The following is a 21,292-nucleotide window of genomic DNA, read 5'->3' on the forward strand; positions in this document are numbered from 1 at the left end:
GGGAGTTGTCGATCGGGAGTGCCATCCGGCCTCGGCTGACCAAGGTTCGCGCCGGGGCCGCGCTGCTCGGGCCCGCGTTCGTGGCGGCCATCGCCTACGTCGACCCGGGCAACGTCGCCACCAACACGGCCGCGGGCGCCAGGTTCGGCTACCTGCTCGTGTGGGTCGTCGTGACGGCCAACGTGATGGCGGGCCTGGTCCAGTACCTCTCCGCGAAACTCGGTCTGGTCACGGGGTTGTCGTTGCCGGAGGCGGTTCGCGACCGGCTTTCCACACCGGCGCGGCTGACGTACTGGGCGCAGGCGGAGATCGTCGCGATGGCGACCGACCTGGCCGAGGTGCTCGGTGGCGCGATCGCGCTGAACCTGTTGTTCGGCTTGCCTTTGCTGGTGGGTGGGTTGATCACCGGCGGGGTGTCCACGGCGTTGCTCATCGTGCAGGACCGGGCCGGGCAGCGGCCGTTCGAGCGGGTGATCACCGGGCTGTTGCTGGTGATCGCGATCGGGTTCGCCGCGGGGTTGTTCGTGTCGCCGCCGTCCGGCGAGGGTGTGGTCGGTGGGCTCGTGCCGAGGTTCGCCGGGCCGGAAAGCGTGCTGCTGGCCGCCGGAATGCTTGGGGCGACGGTGATGCCGCACGCGGTGTACCTGCATTCGGCGCTGGCCCGGGACCGGCACGGCCGCCAGACCGGGAGACCGTTGGGGCGCCTGCTGTTCGCGACCCGGTTCGATGTCGGCATCGCGATGGTGTTCGCCGGGGCGGTGAACCTGGCCATGCTGCTGCTCGCCACGACCGCACTGTCCGGAATGGACGACGTGGACACGTTGGCGGGCGTGCATTCCGCGATCAGCGACCACCTCGGCGCCGGGACCGCGCTGCTGTTCGCGATCGGCCTGCTGGCGTCCGGGTTCGCGTCGACCTCGGTCGGCTGTTACGCGGGCGCAGTGGTGATGGGCGGACTGTTGAAACGACAGATCCCGTTGCTGGCACGGCGTTTGCTCACACTCGTCCCCGCGGTGGCGTTGCTGGCCGCGGGCGTGAACCCGACGTGGGCGCTGGTCTTGTCCCAGGTGGTGCTGTCGTTCGGGATCCCGTTCGCGCTGGTCCCGTTGGTACGCCTGACCTCTCGCCGCAGCCTGATGGGCGAGAACGTCAACCGCCGCGCCACCACTGTGTTCGCGTGGGTGATCGCGGGCGCGGTGATCGCGCTCAACCTCGCGCTGGTCTACCTGACCGTGGCCGGGTAGACCACGCCGACCTGGCGCAGCGCCTCGGTCAGGATCCGCATCACGGCGAGCGTGTCGTCCAGCGGCATCTCCGGGCTTTCGGTGTCCCCGGCCAGGATCCGCTGGGTGACCTCGGCGATCTCGAACTCGTAGCCGTTGCCCTCGAGCTGCAGGGACTCGATCACCGGCTCGCGGCCGGGCCGGCGCAGGATCAGGTCGGTGGGCCGGTAGAAGAACGGCGGCAGCTCGAGCTGCCCGTCCGTGCCGACCACGGTCGCGCCTACGTCCTTCAGCGTGACCAGCGACGAGTACAGGTGAGCGAACACACCGTTCTCGTACTTCAGCAGCAGCCCCGCCTCCGAGTCCACGCCGTTGCGCAGTGTCCCGTTCGCCACAACGGTTTCCGGCTCGCCGAGGAGCATCTGGGCGAACGCCACCGGGTACACCCCGAGGTCCAGCAGCGACCCGCCGCCCAGCTCGAGGTTCCACAGCCGGTGCTCCGGGTCGTACGGGAACTGCACGCCGAAGTCCGCGTGCACGCTGTGGATCTGGCCGATCGCGCCGTCCCTGACCAGCCGGCGCAGCCGCCGCACCAACGGGTTGAACCGCGTCCACATGGCCTCCATCAGGAACACGCCCTGCTTGCGAGCGAGCGCGACGAGTTCCTCGGCGGCGGCCAGCGACACGGTGAGCGGTTTCTCGCACAGCACTGCCTTGCCGGCCAGCAAGGCATCCCTGGTGACCTCGAAGTGCCCGCTGTGCGGGGTGGCCACGTACACGACATCGACCGACGGATCATCGATCACGCCGTGATGATCACCATAACTGCTCGGAATGGCGTGCTCGCGCGCGAACGACTCGGCGCGGGCGGTGTCCCGTGAGGACACTGCCCGCACATCCACGCCGTCCACCAGCCGCATGTCCGAGACGACGATCTCGGCGATGCCGCCCGTCGCGACAATTCCCCAACCGACCACGCCGTAAGACTAGCCGCCGAGGATGTCCTTGGCTGCGGCCCGCATCTCAACTTTGCGGACCTTGCCAGTAACGGTCATCGGGAACTCGTCCACAACGTGGACATAGCGGGGAATCTTGTAGTGCGCGAGCTTGCCCTGGCAGTACTCGCGTAGTGACTCAGCGGTGAGCGGCGCCGCGCCCTCGCGCATCCGCACCCAGGCCATCAGCTCCTCGCCGTACTTCTCGTCCGGCACGCCGATCACTTGTGCGTCAAGGACGTCCGGGTGGGTGTAGAGGAACTCCTCGATCTCGCGCGGGTAGATGTTCTCGCCGCCGCGGATCACCATGTCCTTGATGCGCCCGGTGATGTTCAGGTATCCCTCGTCGTCCATCACCGCGAGGTCGCCGGTGTGCATCCACCTGGCCGAGTCGATTGCTTCCGCTGTCTTGTCCGGTTCCTCCCAGTAGCCCAGCATCACCGAGTAACCACGTGTGCACAGCTCGCCAGGTTCACCTCTCTGAACGGTGAGGCCCGTTTCCGGGTCGACGACCTTGACCTCCAGGTGCGGGTGCACCCTGCCCACAGTGGACACCCGGCGGTCCAGCGAGTCCTGCGCGGTGGTCTGGGTGGACACGGGCGAGGTCTCGGTCATGCCGTAGCAGATGGTCACCTCGGTCATGCCCATCCGCTCGATGACCTGTTTCATCACCTCGACGGGGCACGGCGACCCGGCCATGATCCCGGTCCGCAGGCTTGTCAGGTCGTGGGCCTCGAACTCCGGCTGGGCCAGCATGGCGATGAACATCGTTGGTACGCCGTACAAAGACGTGCACCGCTCGTCGGCGACCGCGGCGAGCGTGGCCGCCGGGTCGAACGCGGGCGCGGGGATCACCATGCACGAGCCGTGCGACGTGCAGGCCAGGTTGCCCATCACCATGCCGAAACAGTGGTAGAACGGCACCGGGATGCACACCTTGTCGCTCTCGGTGTATCCGCACGTCTCGCCGACGAAGTAGCCGTTGTTGAGGATGTTGTGGTGGGAAAGCGTGGCGCCCTTGGGGAAACCGGTGGTGCCTGAGGTGTACTGGATGTTGATCGGGTCATCCGGCGAGAGCGGGATGCCGTTGAGCGCCGCGGGATCCGCGGCCCGGCCGCGCTCGACCAGGTTCGTCCACTCCGGACTGTCCAACAGCAGCACGTCGACCAGCGCGGGGCACTCCGGCCGCGCCTCGGCGATCATCGCCGCGTAGTCCGAGGTCTTGAACTGCGCCGCGGCCACCAGGGTCCGGATTCCGGACTGGTTGAGCACATAGGTCAGTTCGTGCACCCGGTAGGCGGGGTTGATGTTGACCAGGATCGCGCCGATCTTGGCCGTCGCGTACTGGACGAACGTCCACTCCGCCCGGTTCGGCGACCAGATCCCGACCCGGTCGCCCTTGCGCACCCCCAGCGCGAGCAGTCCCAAGGCGACCGCGTCCACCTCGGCCGCCAGCTCGCGGTAGGTCCACCTGCGGCCGGCGGCCCGGTCGACCAGCGCGTCCCGGTCACCGAAGACTGCCACGGTGCGGTCGAAGTTCTCCCCGATCGTGTCCCCCAGCAGCGGCTTGGCGGACACTCCGGACACGTAGCTCGACTGCACGGCGGCCTCCTTCACAGATGTGGTGCACCTCACCATCTTGCCCTGTTAGAACGCTCCATCCGAGACGAGAGAAGATGGGGTATGGGTTTCCTGGGGAGAGCGCGCCGGGTGTTCGGCAGAACGCGCACGCCGGAGGAACGGTTCACCGACGACTTCGTGACCACGATCAACCGGCTGCCGGGCATCGTCCGGATCACCCGCACCGACCATTTCGGCATCGACGTGCAGCGTGCGGGCGAGACCGGCTCGCACTCGATCTTCCTGGGCAACCTGTTCGCCGAGGTGAAGCACCTGTCGCCGGCCGAGCGCAAGGACGCCGTGCACCAGTTCGTCGCGGCCATGTTCAACCAGCCGGACGAGCCGGAGAACTGGGAGGCGGCCGCCCCACGGCTGCGCCCGGTGCTGCGGACCGCCTCGTACGCGCAGGCGGGCCAGGTCGGCGGCATCGCCGTGGCCAGCCGCCCGTCGCTGCGGCACCTGGTGGAGATGCTGGTCATCGACCACGAGCACCGGATGAGCCTGGTCAACTCGGAGAGCCTCGAACAGTGGGGCGTGACCTTCGACGAGGCCAACGAGCGGGCGGCGCACAACCTGATGGCCGAGGGCACCAACCTGGCCAGGCTGGACAACGGCGTGTTCGCGGTGGCCAGCGAGGACACCTACGAGTCGTCCAGGCTGATGGTGCCCGGCTGGCTGGCCGGCCTCGGGGAAGAGGTCGGCATCAAGCCGGTGGCGGTGGTCCCGGCCCGGGACATGATGCTCATCGGGGACGAACGGGACGAAAACGCCCTGCGCTGGATGTTCAACGAGGCGCTGCAGATCTTCAACGACCACCCCCGCTGGCTCTCACCGGTGCCCTACCACGCGGACGACGACGGCGAGGTCGTCGCCTGGAAACCGGGCCGCAAGCACCCCCTGTACAACGCCGTGCGGATGGCCGAGCGGTCGCTGGAGCTGTACGAGTACCGCGAGCAGTCCGAGCGGATGGAGAAACTGTTCCGCCAGGCCGGCGAGGACCTCGTGGTCGCGGACTACACGGTGGAACTCCTACCCGGTGGGATGGCGCAGAGCTACACAACGTGGCCGCGCGACGCCGACGCCCTGCTCCCCTACGCCGACGTGATCGAGTTCCCCGCCGAATCGGGCCCCTTCCGGGTGAGCTGGCAACGCGCAGAGCAACTGCTCACCACCGAATGGGAAGAAGCCCTCACCACACCCGCACGCCGCCGCACCCTCACCTGGCCCACCGAACCCACCCTCACCAAACTCCGCACCCCCACCCCAACCTAACCACTCGCCCACCCGAGTGATCCCCGTGCGAACGGCCGACTCGCACAAGCTTGTCGGCGGGGCCGGTCGCAGACCTGCACCTTTGTTTCCTGCCCGTGCGCCGCAGGGGGTCCCCGCACAAAATCGAACCGCCCCACGCCCCAGCCACCAACTAGGCGCCGCCCAGCCACGCACTGGCGCCGCCCCAGCCACAGGCATGCGCGAGCCGACCCGCTGCCATGTGGAGGTGGGCTCAGTCCTCGGGGGTGTATGGCAGGGGAACGATCAGGCAGGGCCCACCAACGAACAGTCCCCCGTCCACGCCGAGAACTTTCCCGCCCGCGTACTCGTAAGGCGCCTCGACCTGCGCGGGCAGGATTCCCAGCTGGTCGGCGATCACGCTGTGGCCGTGCACGATCTGCTTGCCGCCGAGGATCTCCAGCACCTGCGTGGCGATCTCGGGTCCTTCCGGGCCGCGGAACGAGTACCGGGTGGTCATCCGCCGCCAGCACTCCCACCAGTCCGCGAGGTTGTCGCCCTTCAGCACTTCCCGAACCGCGGTGTTGATCAGCTCCACCGTCTCGCCGTACTGCAGGTACTCCAGGGTGTCCGAGTGCATCAGCAGGTGGTCGTCCACCACTGCCAGGACGTTTCGGGAGGTCAGCCAGTCCAGGTGGGCGTCGGTGAGGGCGTCTTGGTCGGTGGCTTGGCCGCCGTTGATCTCCCAGCTGCGGGCGAAACTGCGCGGGCCGAAGTCGGACGGCACGTCGGTGTCGCCGAACCGGTGCATGCCCAGCAGCAGGATCTCGTGGTTGCCCAGCAGGGAGTCGACCACGCCGCCCGCGTCGGGGGCCTGCTCGGCCAGCCGCATCACCAGGTCGATCACGCCCACGCCGTCGGGGCCGCGGTCGACGAAGTCGCCGAGGAACCACAACCGGGCGTCCCCGCCCGACCAGTCGCCGTCCTCGCTGACCAGGCCGGCGTCGAGCAGGGCGTCCGCGAGCTCGGCGCGGTGCCCGTGCACGTCCCCGACCACGAAGGTCCGTTGCTCATCCACCACGAGGACAGACGATACGAGCATCCTCAGCCGAACGGTTGCAAGGTGTGCCCAATGAGGTCCGCGATCGAGGTCAGCACCCTGGTCGGGCGGTACGGGAACTGCTCGGCCGTGGCCTCCGTCGAAATGCCCGTGAGCACGAGGATCGTCCGCAGCCCGGCCTCCAGACCGGCCTTGACGTCGGTGTCCATCCGGTCACCGATCATCAGCGTGTTCTCCGAGTGCGCGCCCAGCGAGCGCAGCGCGGACCGCATCATCAGCGGGTTCGGCTTGCCGACGAAGTACGGCTGGAACCCGGTGGCGCGTTCGATCAGCGCGGCGACCGCGCCGGTGGCGGGCAGCGAGCCCTCCCGGCTCGGGCCGGTGGCGTCCGGGTTGGTCGCGATGAACTTCGCGCCCTCCTCCACCAGCCGGATCGCACGCGTGATGGCGGTGAAGCTGTATGTGCGGGTCTCACCCAGCACCACGTAGTCCGGGTCGCGGTCGGTCAGCACGTAGCCGACCTCGTGCAACGCGGTGGTCAGGCCGGCCTCGCCGATCACGAACGCCGACCCGCCCGGCCGCTGCGAGTCGAGGAACTTCGCGGTCGCGAGCGCCGACGTCCAGATCGACTGCTCGGGAACGTCCAGCCCGGTACGGGCGAGCCGGGCCCGCAAGTCACGCGGTGTATAGATCGAGTTGTTGGTCAGCACGAGGAACTTGATCTCGTTGGCGCGCAGCTCCGTGAGGAACTCGTCCACCCCGGGCACCAGGTGTTCCTCGTGAACGAGAACACCGTCCATGTCCATCAGGTAGTTCCAGGTCATTGCCCAATGATCGCAAGCCACCCTTAGTACCGCCCCGATGGGCTTGACCCGCCAACCGGGCGAACGATAGTAATGGCGACTGGAGTAACGGCGAGGAGTCGAGTTGGGTCGCAGACGGAAACCGAGTCAAGGGCCGGTGAACTGGACCGTCGTCATCGTCGCCGCCGTTCTCACCCTGGGCATCGGCATCACAGTAGCGCTGCTCAGCAGCGACAAACCCGGCCGGATCGTGGTCCCCCAGCCGAGCTCCACTGCGGTCCCCGTACGCCCCACCAGCAGCAGCGCCCAGCTGGACCCCGCCGTCGGCCAAACGACCACCAAAGCGACGACCAAGGCCTCCACGCTCCCTGGCCTCGCCACCAACTCCCAAGACTGACTGTTCTCTCGGGCTCGGTCGGCTCGCGAGGCGGCGTGTGCTGTGGTGGGCGACTAGGACTGTGGGGTCTCGACCATCACGGTGGTGGCTTTGACGACGGCTACGGCCAGGGAGCCGGGTTCGAGGCCGAGTTCGTGAACGGCCTCGGTGGACATCAGCGACACGACCTTGTGCGGGCCGCACTGGATCTCGACCTGGGCCATCACCTTGTCGGTGACGATGGAGGTCACGAGGCCGACGAAGCGGTTGCGGGCCGACCTGCCCACTCCGGAGGGGTCGGGGACCTCGTTGGCGTGGGCGCTGGCGAAGGCGGCCAGCTCGGCTCCGTCGACGACTTTGCGGCCGGCGGCGTCGAGGCTGGCGGTCAGCTCGCCGGCGTCGGCCCAGCGGCGGACGGTGTCGTCGCTGACGCCCAGGAGTTTGGCGGCCTCGGCGAAGCGGAACTTAGGCATCGGGGCTCTCCATGCCGGTGAAGGCCTCCTCACGGAACTTGGCGATGATCATGCGCTGGTAGCGCTCGATGATCGCACGTTCCTCCGGCGAGAACTGTTCCAGCACTTCGGTCATGCCGGTCGCCAGGTGCTCGAAGTGGTGGTCGAACTTGCCCGCGTCGAACCTGGTGACCTCGACCAGCACCTTGCGGCGGTCGTGGGGGTCGCGCACGCGGCGGACGAACCCCCGCTTCTCCAGCCGGTCGATCACGCCGGTCACCGCCCCGGTGGACAGCCCGCTCATCTTGGCGATCTGCCCGGCGGTCAGCGGCTCGGTGCCCTGCATGACGATGTCCAGGCACTTGTAGTCGGTGGCGGACACACCCATCTTGTCGGCGATGCGGGAGTGCGCGAGCACGGTCAGCCCGCTCATCTCCCGGCCCATGTTCCCGAACCGCTGCAGCTCGTCCGGAGGCACCGGGTACGTGCCGCTCTCGGTTTCGGTTGACATGACCCCACCACTCCTCTTACTCTCTCATCATCTTAGCAACTAAGAGACTTAGCTACTAGCTAGCTTTCCACTAGAGACATCATAACCCTGGAGATTCTCGTGAGCACGATCGAAGCGGTCCCCGAGACTGACGCAACCGGACATCCACGCAGGTGGGCCGCGCTCGCCGTGCTGATGATCGCCGGGTTCATGGACCTGCTGGACACCACCATCGTCAACGTCGCCCTCCCCGCCATCCGCGGCGACCTCGGCGCCGGGTACTCCGCCGTCCAGTGGATCGCCGCCGGGTACACCCTGGCCTTCGCGGTCGGCATGATCACCGGCGGCCGGCTGGGCGACCTGTACGGCCGCAAGCGGATGTTCCTGCTCGGGATGGCCGGGTTCACCGTGTTCTCCTTGCTGTGCGGGGTGGCCGGGTCGCCGGAGATGCTGATCGCCGCCCGCGTCCTGCAGGGCCTGTCGGCGTCCATCATGATCCCGCAGATCCTCAGCACGATGTACGCCACATTCCCGCCGGCCGAACGGGCTTCCGCGGGCGGGATGTTCGGCGGTATCGCCGGGCTGGCCGCGGTGGCCGGGCCGCTGCTGTCCGGCGTGCTGGTCGAGCACTCGCTGTTCGGCCTCGGCTGGCGGGCGATCTTCCTGGTCAACGTGCCGGTCGGGATCGCGGCGCTGGTCGCCGCCTGGATCGTGGTGCCCGAAACCCGCTCCAGCCACGCGCTCAAGCCCGACCTGCGCGGCATGACGCTGGTGACGATCGCGCTGCTGCTGGTGCTGGTGCCGTTGGTGCAGGGCCGCGAGCTGGGCTGGCCACTGTGGACGTTCATCTCGATGGGGCTCTCGGTGCCGTTCTTCGCACTGTTCGTCTTCAGCTCCCGCGTCCGCGGGATCGGCGCGCTGGTGCCGATGCGGCTGTTCCGGTCGCGCGGGTTCACCGCGGGCACCGGCATGCTGATGGTGTTCTTCGCCGGGATGTCCGCGTTCTTCCTGGCGTACACCCTCACGTTGCAGGTCGGGCTCGGGTTCTCGCCGCTGGAGTCCGGGCTGACCTCACTGCCGTTCTCGATCGGCACCATGATCACCATCATCCCGGGCAACGCGCTGGTCAACCGGTTCAGCCGGTACGTCGGCACGGCGGGAGCGCTGATGTTCGCCACCGCGCTGGTCTGCATGCTGTCCACTGTGGACGCCACGACCGGGTTCTGGGACATGGTGCCGTGGCTGCTGCTGGCCGGGCTGGGCATGGGCGCGGTGATCGGGCCGGTGTTCGCGATGGCCGGGGCGAAGGTGCGGGCCGAGGACGCGGGCGCGGCGTCCGGCACGCTCAACGCGGGCGACCAGCTCGGCGGCGCGATCGGCATCTCCGTGCTGGGCGTGCTGTTCTTCAACACGCTCAGCTCGAACGCGGGCACGGCGTTCGACGACCACGCCGGTCAGCTGCAGGCCGCCGGGATTCCGGGCCAGGCCCTGACCGCGGTCAAGAACTGCTACGTCGACATGGTCGGCCTGTCCGACCCCGCCACCGTTCCGGCCAGCTGCCAGGCCGCGGGACCGGGACCGAGCGGCCCGGGGATCGGCCCGGTGCTGGACACCGTCCGCGCGGAGACGTTCACCCACACGTTCAGCTCGATGTCCTGGTACATCGTGGGCGCGCTGGGTGTCGTCGCACTGCTGAGCTTCTTCCTCCCCCGCCGGATGCCGTCCGACGCGACGCAGCTCCAGCACTGACACCTCTATATAGGGACACCTATTTACTAGTGAGCAGTCCAGCGAACAGCGCGCCGAGGGAGAGTTCCACCTCGGCGCGCGTCGCCGTGCCGTGGGCGATCAGCAACGCGGACTCGATCACCACGCTGAGCACGAACCTTGCCAGCACGGGAGAAGCGGGCTGGTTGAGGATGCCCTCCTCGGCCGCGCCGGCGAGCAGGTTCTCGATCAGGCCGAGGGCGTGCTGGGCCTCGATCGCCCGCCAGGTCTCCCAGCCGAGCACGGTCGGCGCGTCCAGCAGGCCGATCCGGACCACCTCGGGCCGTTCGCAGATGTCCAGAAACGACGCGATGCCAACGCCCATCCGGGTCGGCACGTCGTCGACCCGGCCCATCGCCGCGCCCAGCTCGTCGTCCAGCTCCTGCTCGATCTGCTCGAACACGGCTTGGAAGAGGCCTTGCTTGTCCTTGTAGTGGTGGTGCAACGCGCCGCGGGTCAGGCCCGCGGCCGCCACGATCTCATCGGCCGACACGTTCGCGTACCCGCGTTCGGCGAACAACCGGCGTCCGGCGGCGAGCAGAGCGGAGCGCGTCGAGCGCCGCCGGTCCTCCTGAGTCCGTGGCATACCTCTTAGTCTGCAACGAACCCGGCGATCGCCTTCGCCAGCTCCGCCGGCTGGTCCTCGGGCACGAAGGTGTAGCTGTCATCGATGGCGGTGACGGTCGCGTTCGGGAGGACCTCGGCGAGCCGGTGCGCGAGGCTCATCGGGAACACCTTGTCCTGCGCCGCCCATGCGATCAGCACCGGCTTGCCGAAGTTCTTCAGCTCCTCGGCGGCCTGGATCGTGTATCGCTTGTGGACGGTCGTGGTGAACGCGCGGGCGTCCCGGCGGATGGCCCGGCGCAGCGCCGGCCGCAGGTACGAATCGGTGATCTCCTTGGGAATCGGGCGTTTCGTCAGCCAGCCGAGCGCGATCGGCAGCCGCTGGACCCGGCGCGAGCGCAGCGCCTGGGCCAGCAGCCAGGTCGCACCCGGCACCTTGGTGATCTTGGCGAGCGGCGCGAACAGGTCGGGCATGAACTGGTCGAAGCAGTCCGACGGGGTGAGCACCACCCGCGCGATCCGCTCCGGATGACGGGTCATCAGCAGCTGGGTGAGCGCGCCCCCGGTGTCGTTGGCGACGATCGTGACCTCGCGAAGGTCCAAAGTGGCCAGAAACTCGGCGATCAGGCCGGCGAGCCCGGGCGGGGTCAGGTCCGCGTCCGGCACCGGCGTCGAGTGGCTGCCAAGCGGCCAGTCCGGGGCGATGCAACGGTGCCCCGCCTCCGCGAGCGGAGGCACGACATGCCGCCACAAGTCTGCGTTTACTAGTAGACCGTGCACGAACACGATGGGTGACCCCTCGCCGCGTTCGCGGTAGTCGATGGTCGCCCGGCCGAGCCGGACCGATTTCGCGGTGCCAAGTGAGTCGCTTAGTGCCATGCGTCCATAGAAACATACATACCGTATGTATGTCGATTGCATACTATGCTTGCGCAGGTGAGTGACAAGGTCACCGTTCAGGTTCGCTATTTCGCCGGCGCCCGTGCCGCCTCCGGGGTCGACGAGGAAATGCTGCCGCTACCTGCGGGTTCGACCGTGGCGGACGCCGCCAGGGCCATCTCGGACCGGCACGGGGAGAAGCTCGCCAACGTCCTGACCGCGTGCAGCTTCCTGCTCGACGGTGTCGCGGTGCGCGCGCAGAGCCTCCGGCTGTCGGACGGGACTCAGCTGGACGTGCTGCCGCCCTTCGCGGGGGGCTGATCGGGTGTTCACGAACGGCCCAACCGGGCTGCGATCAGCATGACCCAGGTCTCACTCAGCGTGAAAAATCCCGGCTAGGAAACGGACTGATAACGACGCTCCTACCTGCGGTTACATCTGAGATCGCGCCAGGTTTCGTGACGTTACGGTGACCTAGGTCACACCCCGATAAATTTCCGATCTCGGTTGTGGTTACGTACGGTCGCTCTCGGCGCTGGACCCGACCAGCTCCACGGCAAGACCCCCGAGAGCTCGCAGCACCGAACCCCGACCGGTGAGCTCCCGGGACCCGAACCCCGAGTGAAAGCCAAACTTCCGGGCGGGAGCGGGAGGGTGAACCCCGAGTGACCCCTCTGCGGCAGGTGCTGAAGCTGAGATCGAAATGACCAACCCCGGCAAGCACCGCAAGTCCACCGTCGCCACCCGCACCATCGCCCGCGTCGCCCTTGCCGGCCTCGCGGTTGGTGCCCCGCTGGCGCTGGCGGCAGGCCCGGCGCAGGCTGAAGGCAGCGTCAACTGGGATGCCATCGCCCAGTGTGAGAGTGGTGGCAACTGGCAAATCAGCACCGGCAACGGCTACTACGGCGGTCTGCAGTTCACCCAGGGCACCTGGCGCGCCAACGGCGGCTCCGGCAGCCCGCAGAACGCCTCCCGCGAGGAGCAGATCCGCGTCGCCGAGAACGTCCTGAAGACTCAGGGCATCCGCGCGTGGCCGGTCTGCGGCGCGCATGGCGGCAGCCACGGCGCTCCGGTGAAGAAGGCCACCCCGAAGGCCAAGGTGCAGAAGAAGGCCGCCCCCAAGCAGGCCGCCGCCCCGAAGGCTGCCCCCGTGCAGCAGGCGGCCCCCCAGGTGGGCACCGGCGACTACGTGGTCAAGGCCGGCGACACCCTGTCGCGCATTGCCGAGCAGCTCAACATCCCGGGCGGCTGGCAGGCCCTGTACCAGAAGAACACCAGCATCATCAAGGACGCGAACCTGATCTTCCCGGGTCAGAAGCTGGTCACCAAGTGACCGTTCGCTAGATGCGGCACAAAGCCCGGATTCCGTGACACGACGGAATCCGGGCTTTAGCCATTTCCCGCCGTGTCCCCCGTTGAAGAAGGCCGTGTCCCACATTCGTCGCCCCCGTGTTCCACATTGGTTCCGGGTCGAACGTGGAACACACCCCGCGCGAATGTGGGACACGGGGGCCGTGAATGTGGGACACGCGGGGGCTAGGGGCAGTTGACCCATTCGTCGGTGCCGTCGGTGAAGACCTGGTGTTTCCAGATGGGGAGCTGGCGTTTGACTTCGTCGACGAGGTCGGAGCAGGCGGCGAAGGCCTCGGCGCGGTGTTCGGCGGAGACGGCGCAGGCGAGGGCGACGTCGCCGATCTGGAGTTCGCCGATGCGGTGGCTGACGGCGATTCCGCGCAGGCCGGGGCGGGATCCCGCTATTTCGCCGGCGACGCGGGTGATCACGTCGGCGGCGCTGGGGTGGCCGCTGTAGGACATCTCGCGGACGGTGCGGCCCCGGTCGTGGTCGCGCACAACACCCGAAAAGGTGACCACAGCGCCCGCGGCCCGGTCCTGGACCAGGTCGGAGTGCTCCTCCACCGACAACGGTTTGTCCGTGACCTCGGCCTTGTGCACGCGCGCGGGGGTGATCTGGCCCGTCTGCCGCTTGTGGTCCCCGCCCTGCAGCTGGTCGACGGCGTGGTCGAGAACGCCCTCCAACACGCCCAGGCCGTCCCGCACGCCCCCGGTGCTGCCCGGGAGGTTGACGATGAGGGTCTGTCCGGCCACCCCCGCCAAACCACGCGAAAGGGCCGCAGTGGGCACCTCAGGCAGCCCGGCGGCCCGTACGGCGTCCGCCAGGCCCGGGATCTCGTAGTCGAGGACCGTCTTGGTGGCCTCAGGGGTCCGGTCGGTCGGCGTGATGCCCGTGCCGCCCGTCGTGATGATGACGTGCGTGCCTTCGGCGATGGCCTCCCGCAGCGCGGCGGCCACCGGGGCCCCGTCGGGAACGACGACGGGGCTCGGCACCTCATAGCCACGGGTCCGCAGCCAGTCCACGATCAGCGGGCCGGTGCGGTCCTCGTACACGCCCGCGGCCGCCCGGTTGGACGCAGTGATGACGCGCGCGGTGGTGGCGGTCATGACTTGGTCGCAGCCTTGCGGACGGCCTCGGCGACGGCCGGGGCCACGGCCGCGTCGAACACGCTGGGCACGATGAACGAGGCGTTGATCCGGTCGCCGTCGGCCACGTCCGCGATCGCGTCCGCCGCCGCCAGCAGCAACTCGTCGGTGATGGTGTTCGCGTGCGCGTCCAGCAGACCGCGGAACACACCCGGGAACGCCAGCACGTTGTTGATCTGGTTCGGGTAGTCGCTGCGCCCGGTGGCCACGACCGCGGCGTACTGCTGCGCCTCCAGCGGGTCGATCTCCGGGTCCGGGTTGGCCAGCGCGAACACGACCGCGTCCTTGGCCATGGTCTTCACCTGCTCCGCGCCGAACAGGTTGGGCGCCGAGACACCGATGAACACGTCCGCGCCGACGAGCGCGTCGTGCAGGTTGCCCGCCATGCCGTCCTTGTTCGTGTGCGCGGCGATGTTCTCCAGGTTCGAGTCCAGGTCACCGCGGTTGGCGTGCACGATCCCGTTGATGTCGACCGCGATGATGTCCGCGGGCTTGCGGTGCAGCAGCAGGCGGATGATCGCCGAACCGGCCGCGCCCACCCCGCAGACCACGATCTTGCACTGCTCCAACGGCTTGCCGACGACCTTGAGCGCGTTGTGCAGCGCCGCGACCACCACGATGGCGGTGCCGTGCTGGTCGTCGTGGAACACCGGGATGTCCAGCTTCTCGCGCAGCCGGGCCTCGATCTCGAAGCACCGCGGCGCCGCGATGTCCTCCAGGTTGATGCCCGCGTAGGCCGGGGCGATCAGCTCGACGGTCCGGATGATCTCGTCGGTGTCCTGGGTGTCCAGCACGATCGGCCAGGCGTCGACGTCCGCGAACTTCTTGAACAGCACCGCCTTGCCCTCCATCACCGGCAGGGCGGCGGCCGGGCCGATGTTGCCAAGGCCCAGCACGGCCGAGCCGTCGGTGACCACGGCGACGGTGTTGCGCTTGATGGTCAGGCGGCGCGCGTCCTCGGGGTTCGCGGCGATCGCCTGGCAGACCCGCGCCACACCGGGGGTGTAGGCGCGGGACAGGTCGTCACGGTTGCGCAGCGCGACCTTGGAGTGCACCTCGAGCTTGCCGCCGAGGTGGATCAGGAACGTCCGGTCGGACACCTTGCGCACGGCGACCCCGGGCAGCTGCCCCAGCGCGCCGGTGATCTCGTTGGCGTGTTCAGCCGAAGTGGCGTTGCAGGTGATGTCCACGACCACGCGGTCGCCATGCGACTCGACGACGTCGAACGCGGTGATGACACCCCCTACCCGGCCGACGGCCGAGGTCAGGTCGCCGGCCGCACTGGCCGACGGCGGGGCCTCGACCCGGATGGTGATCGAATAACCAGGACCGGGTACCGGCATTATTCTTTTCTCCCGCTGTAAGACGACTTACTTGTTGATCTCCGTCACCGGGTGTTCGTAACCCAGGTCCTCGACGGGCAGCGGGAAGGTCACGTCACCGAACGGGGACAAGGCGCCCTGCCGGTCCGCCGCAAGCTCGCTCACCGGGTGTCCGCCCTCGGCCGGGGGTTCCGGCCAGGTGGGGTCGATCCGGTCCGGGTTGCCCTTGGCCACCGATCCTCCTCGAAGACTGCGGAATTGCTCGTACGGTACCCGACCCGGCACACCCCTGTGCAGGCACGTATACCGTGGTCAGAGTGTCGGGTCTCACGCTGACGGAGTGGCTGCGCGAACGGGATGACGCCGCGCTGGCGCGGATGCTCACCGCACGCCCTGACCTGGCCACACCCGTGCCAGGCGATACCTCGGTGCTCGCCACCAGGGCCGGCAGCCGCGCGTCGGTGGTCCGGGCCGCGGAGGGCCTGGACACCTTCACCCTCGCGGTGCTGGACGCGTTGCTGTTGTGCGACGCGGACACCAGGGCGGTCAGGACCGAGGAGGTCGCCGCCATGGTGGGCACGAAGGTGCCACGCAAACGGGTCCGCGAGGCCATCGCGACCCTGCTGGACCTGGGGCTGGCCTGGGGTGCCGAGGACGAGCTGCGGATCGTGCCGGCCGCGCGGGAGGCCGCGGGGCCGTTCCCTGGCGGGCTCGGCCGGTACTCCCCCGCACTGGACGGCCAGGACATCGGCGCGCTGATCGCCGGGCTCGACGAGCCGGAACGCAAGGTGCTGACGGCGTTGGCGGACGGCCAGCCGACCGGGCGCACCAAGGACGCCGACTCGCTGCTTCCGTTGGCGGAGGCCAAGACCCCGATCCAGCGCCTGCTCGCGCGCGGGCTGCTGATGCGCCGCGACTCCGAGACGGTGGAGCTGCCCCGTCAGGTCGGTCTCGCGCTGCGCGGCGGGACGCCGATGGGCCAGATCCGGGTCAGCCCGCCGCCCGTGCAGACCACCGCCCACAACGCGGCCACTGTGGACGGCACCGGCGCCGGTGAGGCAATGGAACTGTTGCGGCACACCGAAACGCTGATCTCACTGTGGTCGGACGAGCCGCCACCCGTGCTGCGCACCGGCGGTCTGGGCATCCGTGAACTGCGCCGGGTCGGCCGCGAGATGGGCAGCGCGGACGAGCAACGCGTCACCCTCATCGCCGAGATCGCCTATGGCGCGGGCATGGTCGTCGACACCGACACGACCAGTCCACAGTGGGCACCGACGACCCACGCCGACGTCTGGCTCGCCGCGCCGCCCGCCCAGCAGTGGGCGACTCTGGCGGTGGCGTGGCTCGAACTGCCGCGGCTGCCCGGGCTGGCGGGCGCGAAGGACGCCAAGGACAAGCCGATGTCCCCGCTGTCCGAGGAACTCCGGCGGCCACTCGCGCCCGCCGGACGCCGCCGGGTGCTGGCCGCGCTCGCAGAACTCCCGCCAGGGACCGGAATGGACTCACCCGAGGAGGTCGCCGGGCTGCTCGCGTGGCGCGCGCCGCGGCGCGGTGGACGGGTCCGCGACGACGTCGTGATCTGGACCTTGCGCGAGGCCACGGCGCTGGGCCTGGTCGCGTTGGGGGCGTTGACATCCGCGGGCCGAGCGTTGCTCGAGGACGGTCCGGCCGCGGCGGCCAAGCGGATGGCCGAGGCGATGCCCGCGCCGGTGGACCACGTGCTCGTCCAGGCAGACCTGACCATCGTGGCGCCCGGGCCGTTGGAACCCGTGCTGCGGCAGGAGATCGAGCTCGTCGCGGACGTCGAGTCCGCCGGTGGCGCAACGGTGTACCGGGTCAGCGAGGGATCGATCCGGCGCGCGCTCGACGCCGGCCGCACCTCCACCGACCTGCACGAGATGTTCCGCACGCGCTCACGAACCCCTGTCCCGCAGGCGTTGACGTACATGATCGACGACGTGGCACGGCGGCACGGGTTGTTGCGCGGCGGCGCGGCGATGTCGTTCCTGCGGTGTGACGACGATGTGCTGCTGGCGCAGGTCGCCGGGAGTCCCGCGGGTGTCCGGCTGGAGCTGCGCAAGATCGCCCCGGGCGTGCTGGTCAGTCCGGTACCGCTGGCCGATGTGCTGGAGGAGCTGCGGCATGCCGGGTTCGCGCCTTCGGCCGAGGGCGCCGACGGTCAGTTGCTTGACTTGCGCCCCAAGGGTTTGCGGGTTCCGGTCCGGCAGCGGCCACGGTCGGGCACCTTGCCCAAAGCACCGACCGAAGAGCAGTTGGCGGACCTGATCAGCGCGATCCGGGCGGGCGACCGGGCGGCAGGGACTCGGCGTGGCCGCACGGTTTCGCCCGCCGCGGGCGCGGGCGCGGACACCTCGGCGACGCTGGCTTTGTTGCAGGAGGCAGTGAACGCCCGGCGGAGCGTGTTCATCGGGTACGTCGACGCGCATGGAACCGCTTCGCAGCGCGTGATCGAGCCGACCCGGGTGGGCGCGGGCGTGCTGGAAGGCCTCGACTCGTCGCGGTCGGAGCTGCACCGGTTCGCGCTGCACCGGATCACCTCGGTGTCGCTCGTTGACGAGGAATGACGTCAATCCGCCAGTTCCCGCCCGCACTCTTGTCGCAGGTCAACGCGGTTTCGCACACTCGCAAGGCGTGGGTCCGGCGCGCGGGGTGGCCCTGGCCGCCGTCCGGTCGCCGGCGTCCAGGCGTTTCCGGCGCCCACGCGGACCGGCCGGGTCCGGGCGTCCCCCCGGACCCGCCACCGGTCTCCTTAGGACGCCAGGGCCGCGTGCACGGCCTGGCGGCCGGACATCACCGCGCGGCGCAACACCTTCGGGTCACGTTCGGTCGCGGTGATGTCCGGGCCATCGGTGGGCGGGCGCACTGACATCACCGCGGGCAGCTCCTTGAGCAGCTGCTCGTCCGACATGTCGCGTTCGTACTGCTCGTCCCACACCTTGCGCAGGCCCGGGTAGTACCGCGGCACGATCATTCCCTGACCGCGCGAGGGTTTCGCGGGGCGCTCGGTCGCCCTTCTGGTACGCAGCATCAACACATGCGTCGCGCCCTGGTTGAGCGCCGTGCGGAACGGCAGCGGCTCGGCCACCCCCGCGTCGACGAACCGGCGGCCGCCCAGCTTGATCGACCGGCCGGCCAGGATCGGCAGGCATGTGCTGGCGCGCAAGGCGTTCTGCAGGTCCTCGACGTGGTGGATGAACGGCCGCAGGTCGACCGAGTCGCCGGTGTCCGCGTCGGTGGCCAGCGGGTGGTAGCTCACCGGGTTGGCCAGGATCGCCGGGAAGTCCATTGGGGTCAGTTCCTGGTACACCGTGTTGACGAGGTAGTCGGTGTCGAACACCGGACGGCCGCGCAGGAACCGCCACGGGTTGATCACCTTCCGCATGATCTCCGGGTCCCACCACCCCCGCATGCCCGTCAACGCCCGCCCGGACAACAGCCACGCGCCGTTCAGCGCCCCCGCCGACGACCCGTAGACCGCGTCGAAGCACCTGGTGAGGCCGAGTTCCTCCAGCGCCATCACCATGCCGCTGGAGTACGTGCCCCGGCTGCTGCCGCCCTCGATCGCGAGCGCTATCCGGTGACCGTCCGAACGGAACCCCGGACGGCTGCCGTCCGCATGCCGGCGTGAGATCAAGCGCATAACCTGGTGCACAGGGAAAGTTTCGCACCGGCCAACACACGGTCACGACACGGTACGTGTGTTACAGCTCACCATTCACTGGACGTTGATCGCCGACAGCGCGATCACCGGCATTTCCATAGACTGGACCACACTGTCGAGCGGTCAGGAGGACCTCCGTGCGCGCATTGGTACTCGGTGGTGGCGGGATCGCTGGAATCGCCTGGGAGACCGGGATTCTCCACGGTCTGGGCCCGTCCGCGCTGGACGTCGACATCGTCATCGGCACGTCCGCCGGGTCGGCCGTCGCCGCGGCGCTGACCAGCGGTGTGTCCCTTGAGGACGCGTTCGCGCAGCAGACCACCCCGGCGCCGGCCACGGCTCCCGCGCCGTCGCTGGAGAAGATCATCGCGCTGTTCACGACCATGCAGTCGTTCCCGCCGGACGAGGCCCGCCGCAAGCTCGGCGAGCTGGCGGTCGCCGCGGAGACAATGCCAGAGGACCAATGGAAACGCCTGATCGGCGCGGGCCTGCCGTCGCACGAGTGGCCGGAGCGCAAGATCGGTGTGGTCGCGTGCGAGGTGACCACCGGTGAGACCCGGGTCTTCGACAAGGAGTCCGGAGTGGACCTGCTGTCCGCGGTGAGCGCGAGTTGTGCGGTGCCAGGGGTTTTCCCACCGGTCACGATCGACGGGAAGCGCTACATGGACGGCGGGGTCCGCACGACCACCAACGCCGACCTCGTCCAGGACTACGACGAAATCCTTGTCATAGCGCCGATTCCGGACGCACTGCGCATTCCGCACGCCCGGGTCATCACGCCCGACGAGGCGTCGTTGGCCGCGATGACAACGAATGTGCTCGACCCGGCGACGCGGGTACCGAGCGCCCACGCGGGGCTCGCCCAAGGAAAAGCGTTGCGCTGACTGAACCGGGAACGCGGTTTTCCTCGTGCGTACTTGTGTGGCCACAAGCACGCACGAGGGGTCTCAGACCGCCCGGGCGGACATCCGCTGGTGCATGGCGTGCTCCACCAGGGTGATCAGGCTTTCCTTGGTGGACTCGCGGTCACGCGCGTCGCAGGTGACCACCGGCACGGAGGGCTCGATGGTCAGCGCGTCGCGGACGTCCTCGACGCGGTGGTGCAGCACGCGCTCGAAGCAGTTGATCGCCACGATGTACGGCAGCTGGCGGTCCTCGAAGAAGTCGATCGCCGCGAACGCGTCGGCCAGTCGCCGGGTGTCGACCAGCACGATCGCGCCGATGGCGCCGCGGACCAGGTCGTCCCACATGAACCAGAACCGGTGCTGGCCGGGGGTGCCGAACAGGTACAGGATCAGGTCCGAGTCCAGGGAGACACGGCCGAAGTCCATCGCGACCGTGGTCGTGGTCTTGTTGGGCGTGGCCGAAAGATCGTCGACGTCCTGACTCGCCTCGGTCATCACGGCCTCGGTCGTCAACGGGACGATTTCCGAGACCGCTCCGACGAACGTGGTCTTGCCGACGCCGAAGCCTCCGGCGACGACGATCTTCGCGGACGTCGTCGCCTGACGCGCCACGGCCCGCGGGGAGTGAGGACTAGAGCCTGCGGAGCCCACTGAGCACCCTTTCCATGAACTCGATCGACGGCCGGTCGCCCACGACCATGCCGCTCTGGTGGATCAGCACGAGCCCCATGCCCGCCATATCGCCGATCAGCACCCGCGCCACCCCGAGCGGAAGTCTCAGGTGCGCGGCCACCTCGGCGACCGAACGCGTGTCCAGGCACAGACCGCAGATGGACCGGTGCTCGGGGAGCACGGCGGCCTCCGGCATGCGGCCGCGGTCGCTGGTGGACACCAAGGCCTCGATGGCCAGGTCGTAGTCGGATCTGGTCCGTCCGCCCGTCTTGGTGTAGGGCCGGACTAACGAACCGGTCTCGGCGACCGGCTCGGCGCGGACCGGGTCCTCCCACTCCGTGACGGCCGGGACGGCCGGGAGCTGGTCGGAGTTCCAGTCGTTCTGCCTGGGCACCCCGGGATCCCCGTACAGGCTCGCCCCCGGGCCACCGAACAGTCGTGCTCGGTAACCGTCCAGGTCGATCCGGTTCGGTGGATCCCCCAGTCCGTGCTCGGGCAGGTCCTCCCAACCTCGCTCCGGCATTTGCTCTTGCCTCCGCTCCGGCCGGCTTGGCAGCCGTTGGTCGTGCTCCTCCAGCGCCTCATCGGGCTCGTGATAGGACGCCTCGTCGGGCGCGTCCTCATCGTCGGGGCCACCCGCGTCCGGCTCTTCGAAGCGGAACCCGGTCTGCGCCCAATCCCGATAGGAAAAGTCCGCGCCGAACCGGCCACCCGAGGCTCGGTGACCTCTAGCCATCTGCTCTCACCCCG

Annotated in this window: 22 protein-coding genes; 8 read left to right on the forward strand and 14 right to left on the reverse strand. The window is 69.0% G+C overall.

From position 1 onward, the window contains the following. Positions 1–5: 5 nt before the first annotated feature. A complete protein-coding gene (locus AB0J95_RS01675) occupies positions 6–1,244 on the forward strand; it encodes an Nramp family divalent metal transporter (protein ID WP_364750835.1) in 1,239 nt (412 codons plus the stop codon). Here AB0J95_RS01675 and AB0J95_RS01680 read toward each other — a convergent pair. Together AB0J95_RS01680 and AB0J95_RS01685 are read right to left on the reverse strand one after the other, a co-directional pair. After that, the gene (locus AB0J95_RS01680) at positions 1,223–2,200 is read right to left on the reverse strand and encodes a Gfo/Idh/MocA family oxidoreductase (protein WP_364750838.1); all 978 of its coding nucleotides are present in this window, start codon (positions 2,198–2,200) and stop codon (positions 1,223–1,225) included. The two genes, AB0J95_RS01675 and AB0J95_RS01680, sit on opposite strands and share 22 nt — an antisense overlap. Positions 2,201–2,209: 9 nt before the next feature. Further along, a complete protein-coding gene (locus tag AB0J95_RS01685) occupies positions 2,210–3,856 on the reverse strand; it encodes an AMP-binding protein (RefSeq protein WP_364750841.1) in 1,647 nt (548 codons plus the stop codon). Positions 3,857–3,928: 72 nt separating this feature from the next. Here AB0J95_RS01685 and AB0J95_RS01690 point away from each other — a divergent pair, with 72 nt between their 5' ends. Further along, the gene (locus AB0J95_RS01690) at positions 3,929–5,110 is read left to right on the forward strand and encodes a DUF1444 family protein (RefSeq protein ID WP_364750843.1); all 1,182 of its coding nucleotides are present in this window, start codon (positions 3,929–3,931) and stop codon (positions 5,108–5,110) included. A gap of 232 nt (positions 5,111–5,342) precedes the next feature. Here AB0J95_RS01690 and AB0J95_RS01695 read toward each other — a convergent pair whose 3' ends face one another. Together AB0J95_RS01695 and AB0J95_RS01700 are read right to left on the reverse strand one after the other, a co-directional pair. After that, a complete protein-coding gene (locus AB0J95_RS01695) occupies positions 5,343–6,146 on the reverse strand; it encodes a metallophosphoesterase family protein (protein ID WP_364753399.1) in 804 nt (267 codons plus the stop codon). Positions 6,147–6,172: 26 nt separating this feature from the next. Next, the gene (locus tag AB0J95_RS01700) at positions 6,173–6,952 is read right to left on the reverse strand and encodes an HAD-IIA family hydrolase (protein WP_364750846.1); all 780 of its coding nucleotides are present in this window, start codon (positions 6,950–6,952) and stop codon (positions 6,173–6,175) included. Positions 6,953–7,088: 136 nt separating this feature from the next. Here AB0J95_RS01700 and AB0J95_RS01705 point away from each other — a divergent pair, with 136 nt between their 5' ends. After that, complete coding sequence (locus AB0J95_RS01705) at positions 7,089–7,328, forward strand: hypothetical protein (RefSeq protein WP_364750849.1); 240 nt, start codon at positions 7,089–7,091, stop codon at positions 7,326–7,328. Positions 7,329–7,381: 53 nt separating this feature from the next. Here AB0J95_RS01705 and AB0J95_RS01710 read toward each other — a convergent pair whose 3' ends face one another. Together AB0J95_RS01710 and AB0J95_RS01715 are read right to left on the reverse strand one after the other, a co-directional pair. Next, complete coding sequence (locus tag AB0J95_RS01710) at positions 7,382–7,780, reverse strand: TOBE domain-containing protein (protein WP_364750852.1); 399 nt, start codon at positions 7,778–7,780, stop codon at positions 7,382–7,384. Next, entirely contained in the window at positions 7,773–8,270 is a 498-nt protein-coding gene (locus AB0J95_RS01715) for a MarR family transcriptional regulator (RefSeq protein WP_364750855.1), read from the reverse strand. Before AB0J95_RS01715 ends, AB0J95_RS01710 begins: the two co-directional genes overlap by 8 nt. A gap of 99 nt (positions 8,271–8,369) precedes the next feature. Between AB0J95_RS01715 and AB0J95_RS01720 the strand changes: the two genes are divergently transcribed. Continuing rightward, a complete protein-coding gene (locus tag AB0J95_RS01720) occupies positions 8,370–9,998 on the forward strand; it encodes an MFS transporter (RefSeq protein ID WP_364750858.1) in 1,629 nt (542 codons plus the stop codon). Positions 9,999–10,017: 19 nt separating this feature from the next. Here AB0J95_RS01720 and AB0J95_RS01725 read toward each other — a convergent pair whose 3' ends face one another. Continuing rightward, positions 10,018–10,602: a TetR/AcrR family transcriptional regulator gene (locus AB0J95_RS01725; protein WP_364750861.1), complete on the reverse strand. Its 585-nt coding sequence runs from the start codon at positions 10,600–10,602 to the stop codon at positions 10,018–10,020. 5 nt (positions 10,603–10,607) lie between these two features. After that, positions 10,608–11,459 (reverse strand): alpha/beta hydrolase, encoded by an 852-nt coding sequence (locus tag AB0J95_RS01730; RefSeq protein WP_364750864.1) that lies wholly within the window; start codon positions 11,457–11,459, stop codon positions 10,608–10,610. Positions 11,460–11,504: 45 nt separating this feature from the next. On the opposite strand from AB0J95_RS01730, the gene AB0J95_RS01735 reads away from it, so the two are divergent. Both AB0J95_RS01735 and AB0J95_RS01740 read left to right on the forward strand, forming a co-directional pair. After that, complete coding sequence (locus AB0J95_RS01735; protein WP_364750867.1) at positions 11,505–11,780, forward strand: MoaD/ThiS family protein; 276 nt, start codon at positions 11,505–11,507, stop codon at positions 11,778–11,780. Between the two features lie 382 nt (positions 11,781–12,162). Next, on the forward strand, positions 12,163–12,792 hold the full coding sequence (locus AB0J95_RS01740; RefSeq protein WP_364750870.1) for a transglycosylase family protein: 630 nt from the start codon (positions 12,163–12,165) through the stop codon (positions 12,790–12,792). A 203-nt stretch (positions 12,793–12,995) separates the two neighbouring features. Here the strand turns inward: AB0J95_RS01740 and AB0J95_RS01745 are convergent, their stop codons facing one another. The 3 genes from AB0J95_RS01745 to AB0J95_RS01755 are packed head-to-tail and all read right to left on the reverse strand — an operon-like array spanning position 12,996 to position 15,514. Beyond that, positions 12,996–13,919 (reverse strand): molybdenum cofactor biosynthesis protein MoaE, encoded by a 924-nt coding sequence (locus AB0J95_RS01745; RefSeq protein ID WP_364750873.1) that lies wholly within the window; start codon positions 13,917–13,919, stop codon positions 12,996–12,998. After that, a complete protein-coding gene (locus AB0J95_RS01750) occupies positions 13,916–15,301 on the reverse strand; it encodes an NAD-dependent malic enzyme (RefSeq protein ID WP_364750876.1) in 1,386 nt (461 codons plus the stop codon). The genes AB0J95_RS01745 and AB0J95_RS01750 overlap by 4 nt, the downstream gene beginning before the upstream one ends. Before the next feature lie 27 nt (positions 15,302–15,328). Further along, positions 15,329–15,514, reverse strand: coding sequence for a hypothetical protein (locus AB0J95_RS01755; RefSeq protein WP_364750879.1), 186 nt, complete (start codon positions 15,512–15,514; stop codon positions 15,329–15,331). An 83-nt stretch (positions 15,515–15,597) separates the two neighbouring features. Between AB0J95_RS01755 and AB0J95_RS01760 the strand changes: the two genes are divergently transcribed. Next, entirely contained in the window at positions 15,598–17,868 is a 2,271-nt protein-coding gene (locus AB0J95_RS01760; protein WP_364750882.1) for a helicase-associated domain-containing protein, read from the forward strand. Between the two features lie 185 nt (positions 17,869–18,053). Here the strand turns inward: AB0J95_RS01760 and AB0J95_RS01765 are convergent, their stop codons facing one another. Further along, on the reverse strand, positions 18,054–18,944 hold the full coding sequence (locus tag AB0J95_RS01765; protein ID WP_364750885.1) for a patatin family protein: 891 nt from the start codon (positions 18,942–18,944) through the stop codon (positions 18,054–18,056). A 158-nt stretch (positions 18,945–19,102) separates the two neighbouring features. On the opposite strand from AB0J95_RS01765, the gene AB0J95_RS01770 reads away from it, so the two are divergent. Further along, a complete protein-coding gene (locus AB0J95_RS01770) occupies positions 19,103–19,849 on the forward strand; it encodes a patatin-like phospholipase family protein (RefSeq protein WP_364750888.1) in 747 nt (248 codons plus the stop codon). Positions 19,850–19,912: 63 nt separating this feature from the next. Here AB0J95_RS01770 and AB0J95_RS01775 read toward each other — a convergent pair whose 3' ends face one another. Further along, positions 19,913–20,521: an ATP/GTP-binding protein gene (locus tag AB0J95_RS01775; protein WP_364750891.1), complete on the reverse strand. Its 609-nt coding sequence runs from the start codon at positions 20,519–20,521 to the stop codon at positions 19,913–19,915. Continuing rightward, positions 20,502–21,278 carry a DUF742 domain-containing protein gene (locus AB0J95_RS01780; RefSeq protein WP_364750894.1) on the reverse strand — a complete coding sequence of 259 codons (777 nt, stop codon included), beginning with the start codon at positions 21,276–21,278 and terminating at the stop codon, positions 20,502–20,504. Before AB0J95_RS01780 ends, AB0J95_RS01775 begins: the two co-directional genes overlap by 20 nt. Positions 21,279–21,292 lie beyond the last annotated feature (14 nt).

The sequence above is a fragment of the Actinocrispum sp. NPDC049592 genome (genome assembly GCF_040675465.1).
GTDB lineage: Bacteria > Actinomycetota > Actinomycetes > Mycobacteriales > Pseudonocardiaceae > Kibdelosporangium.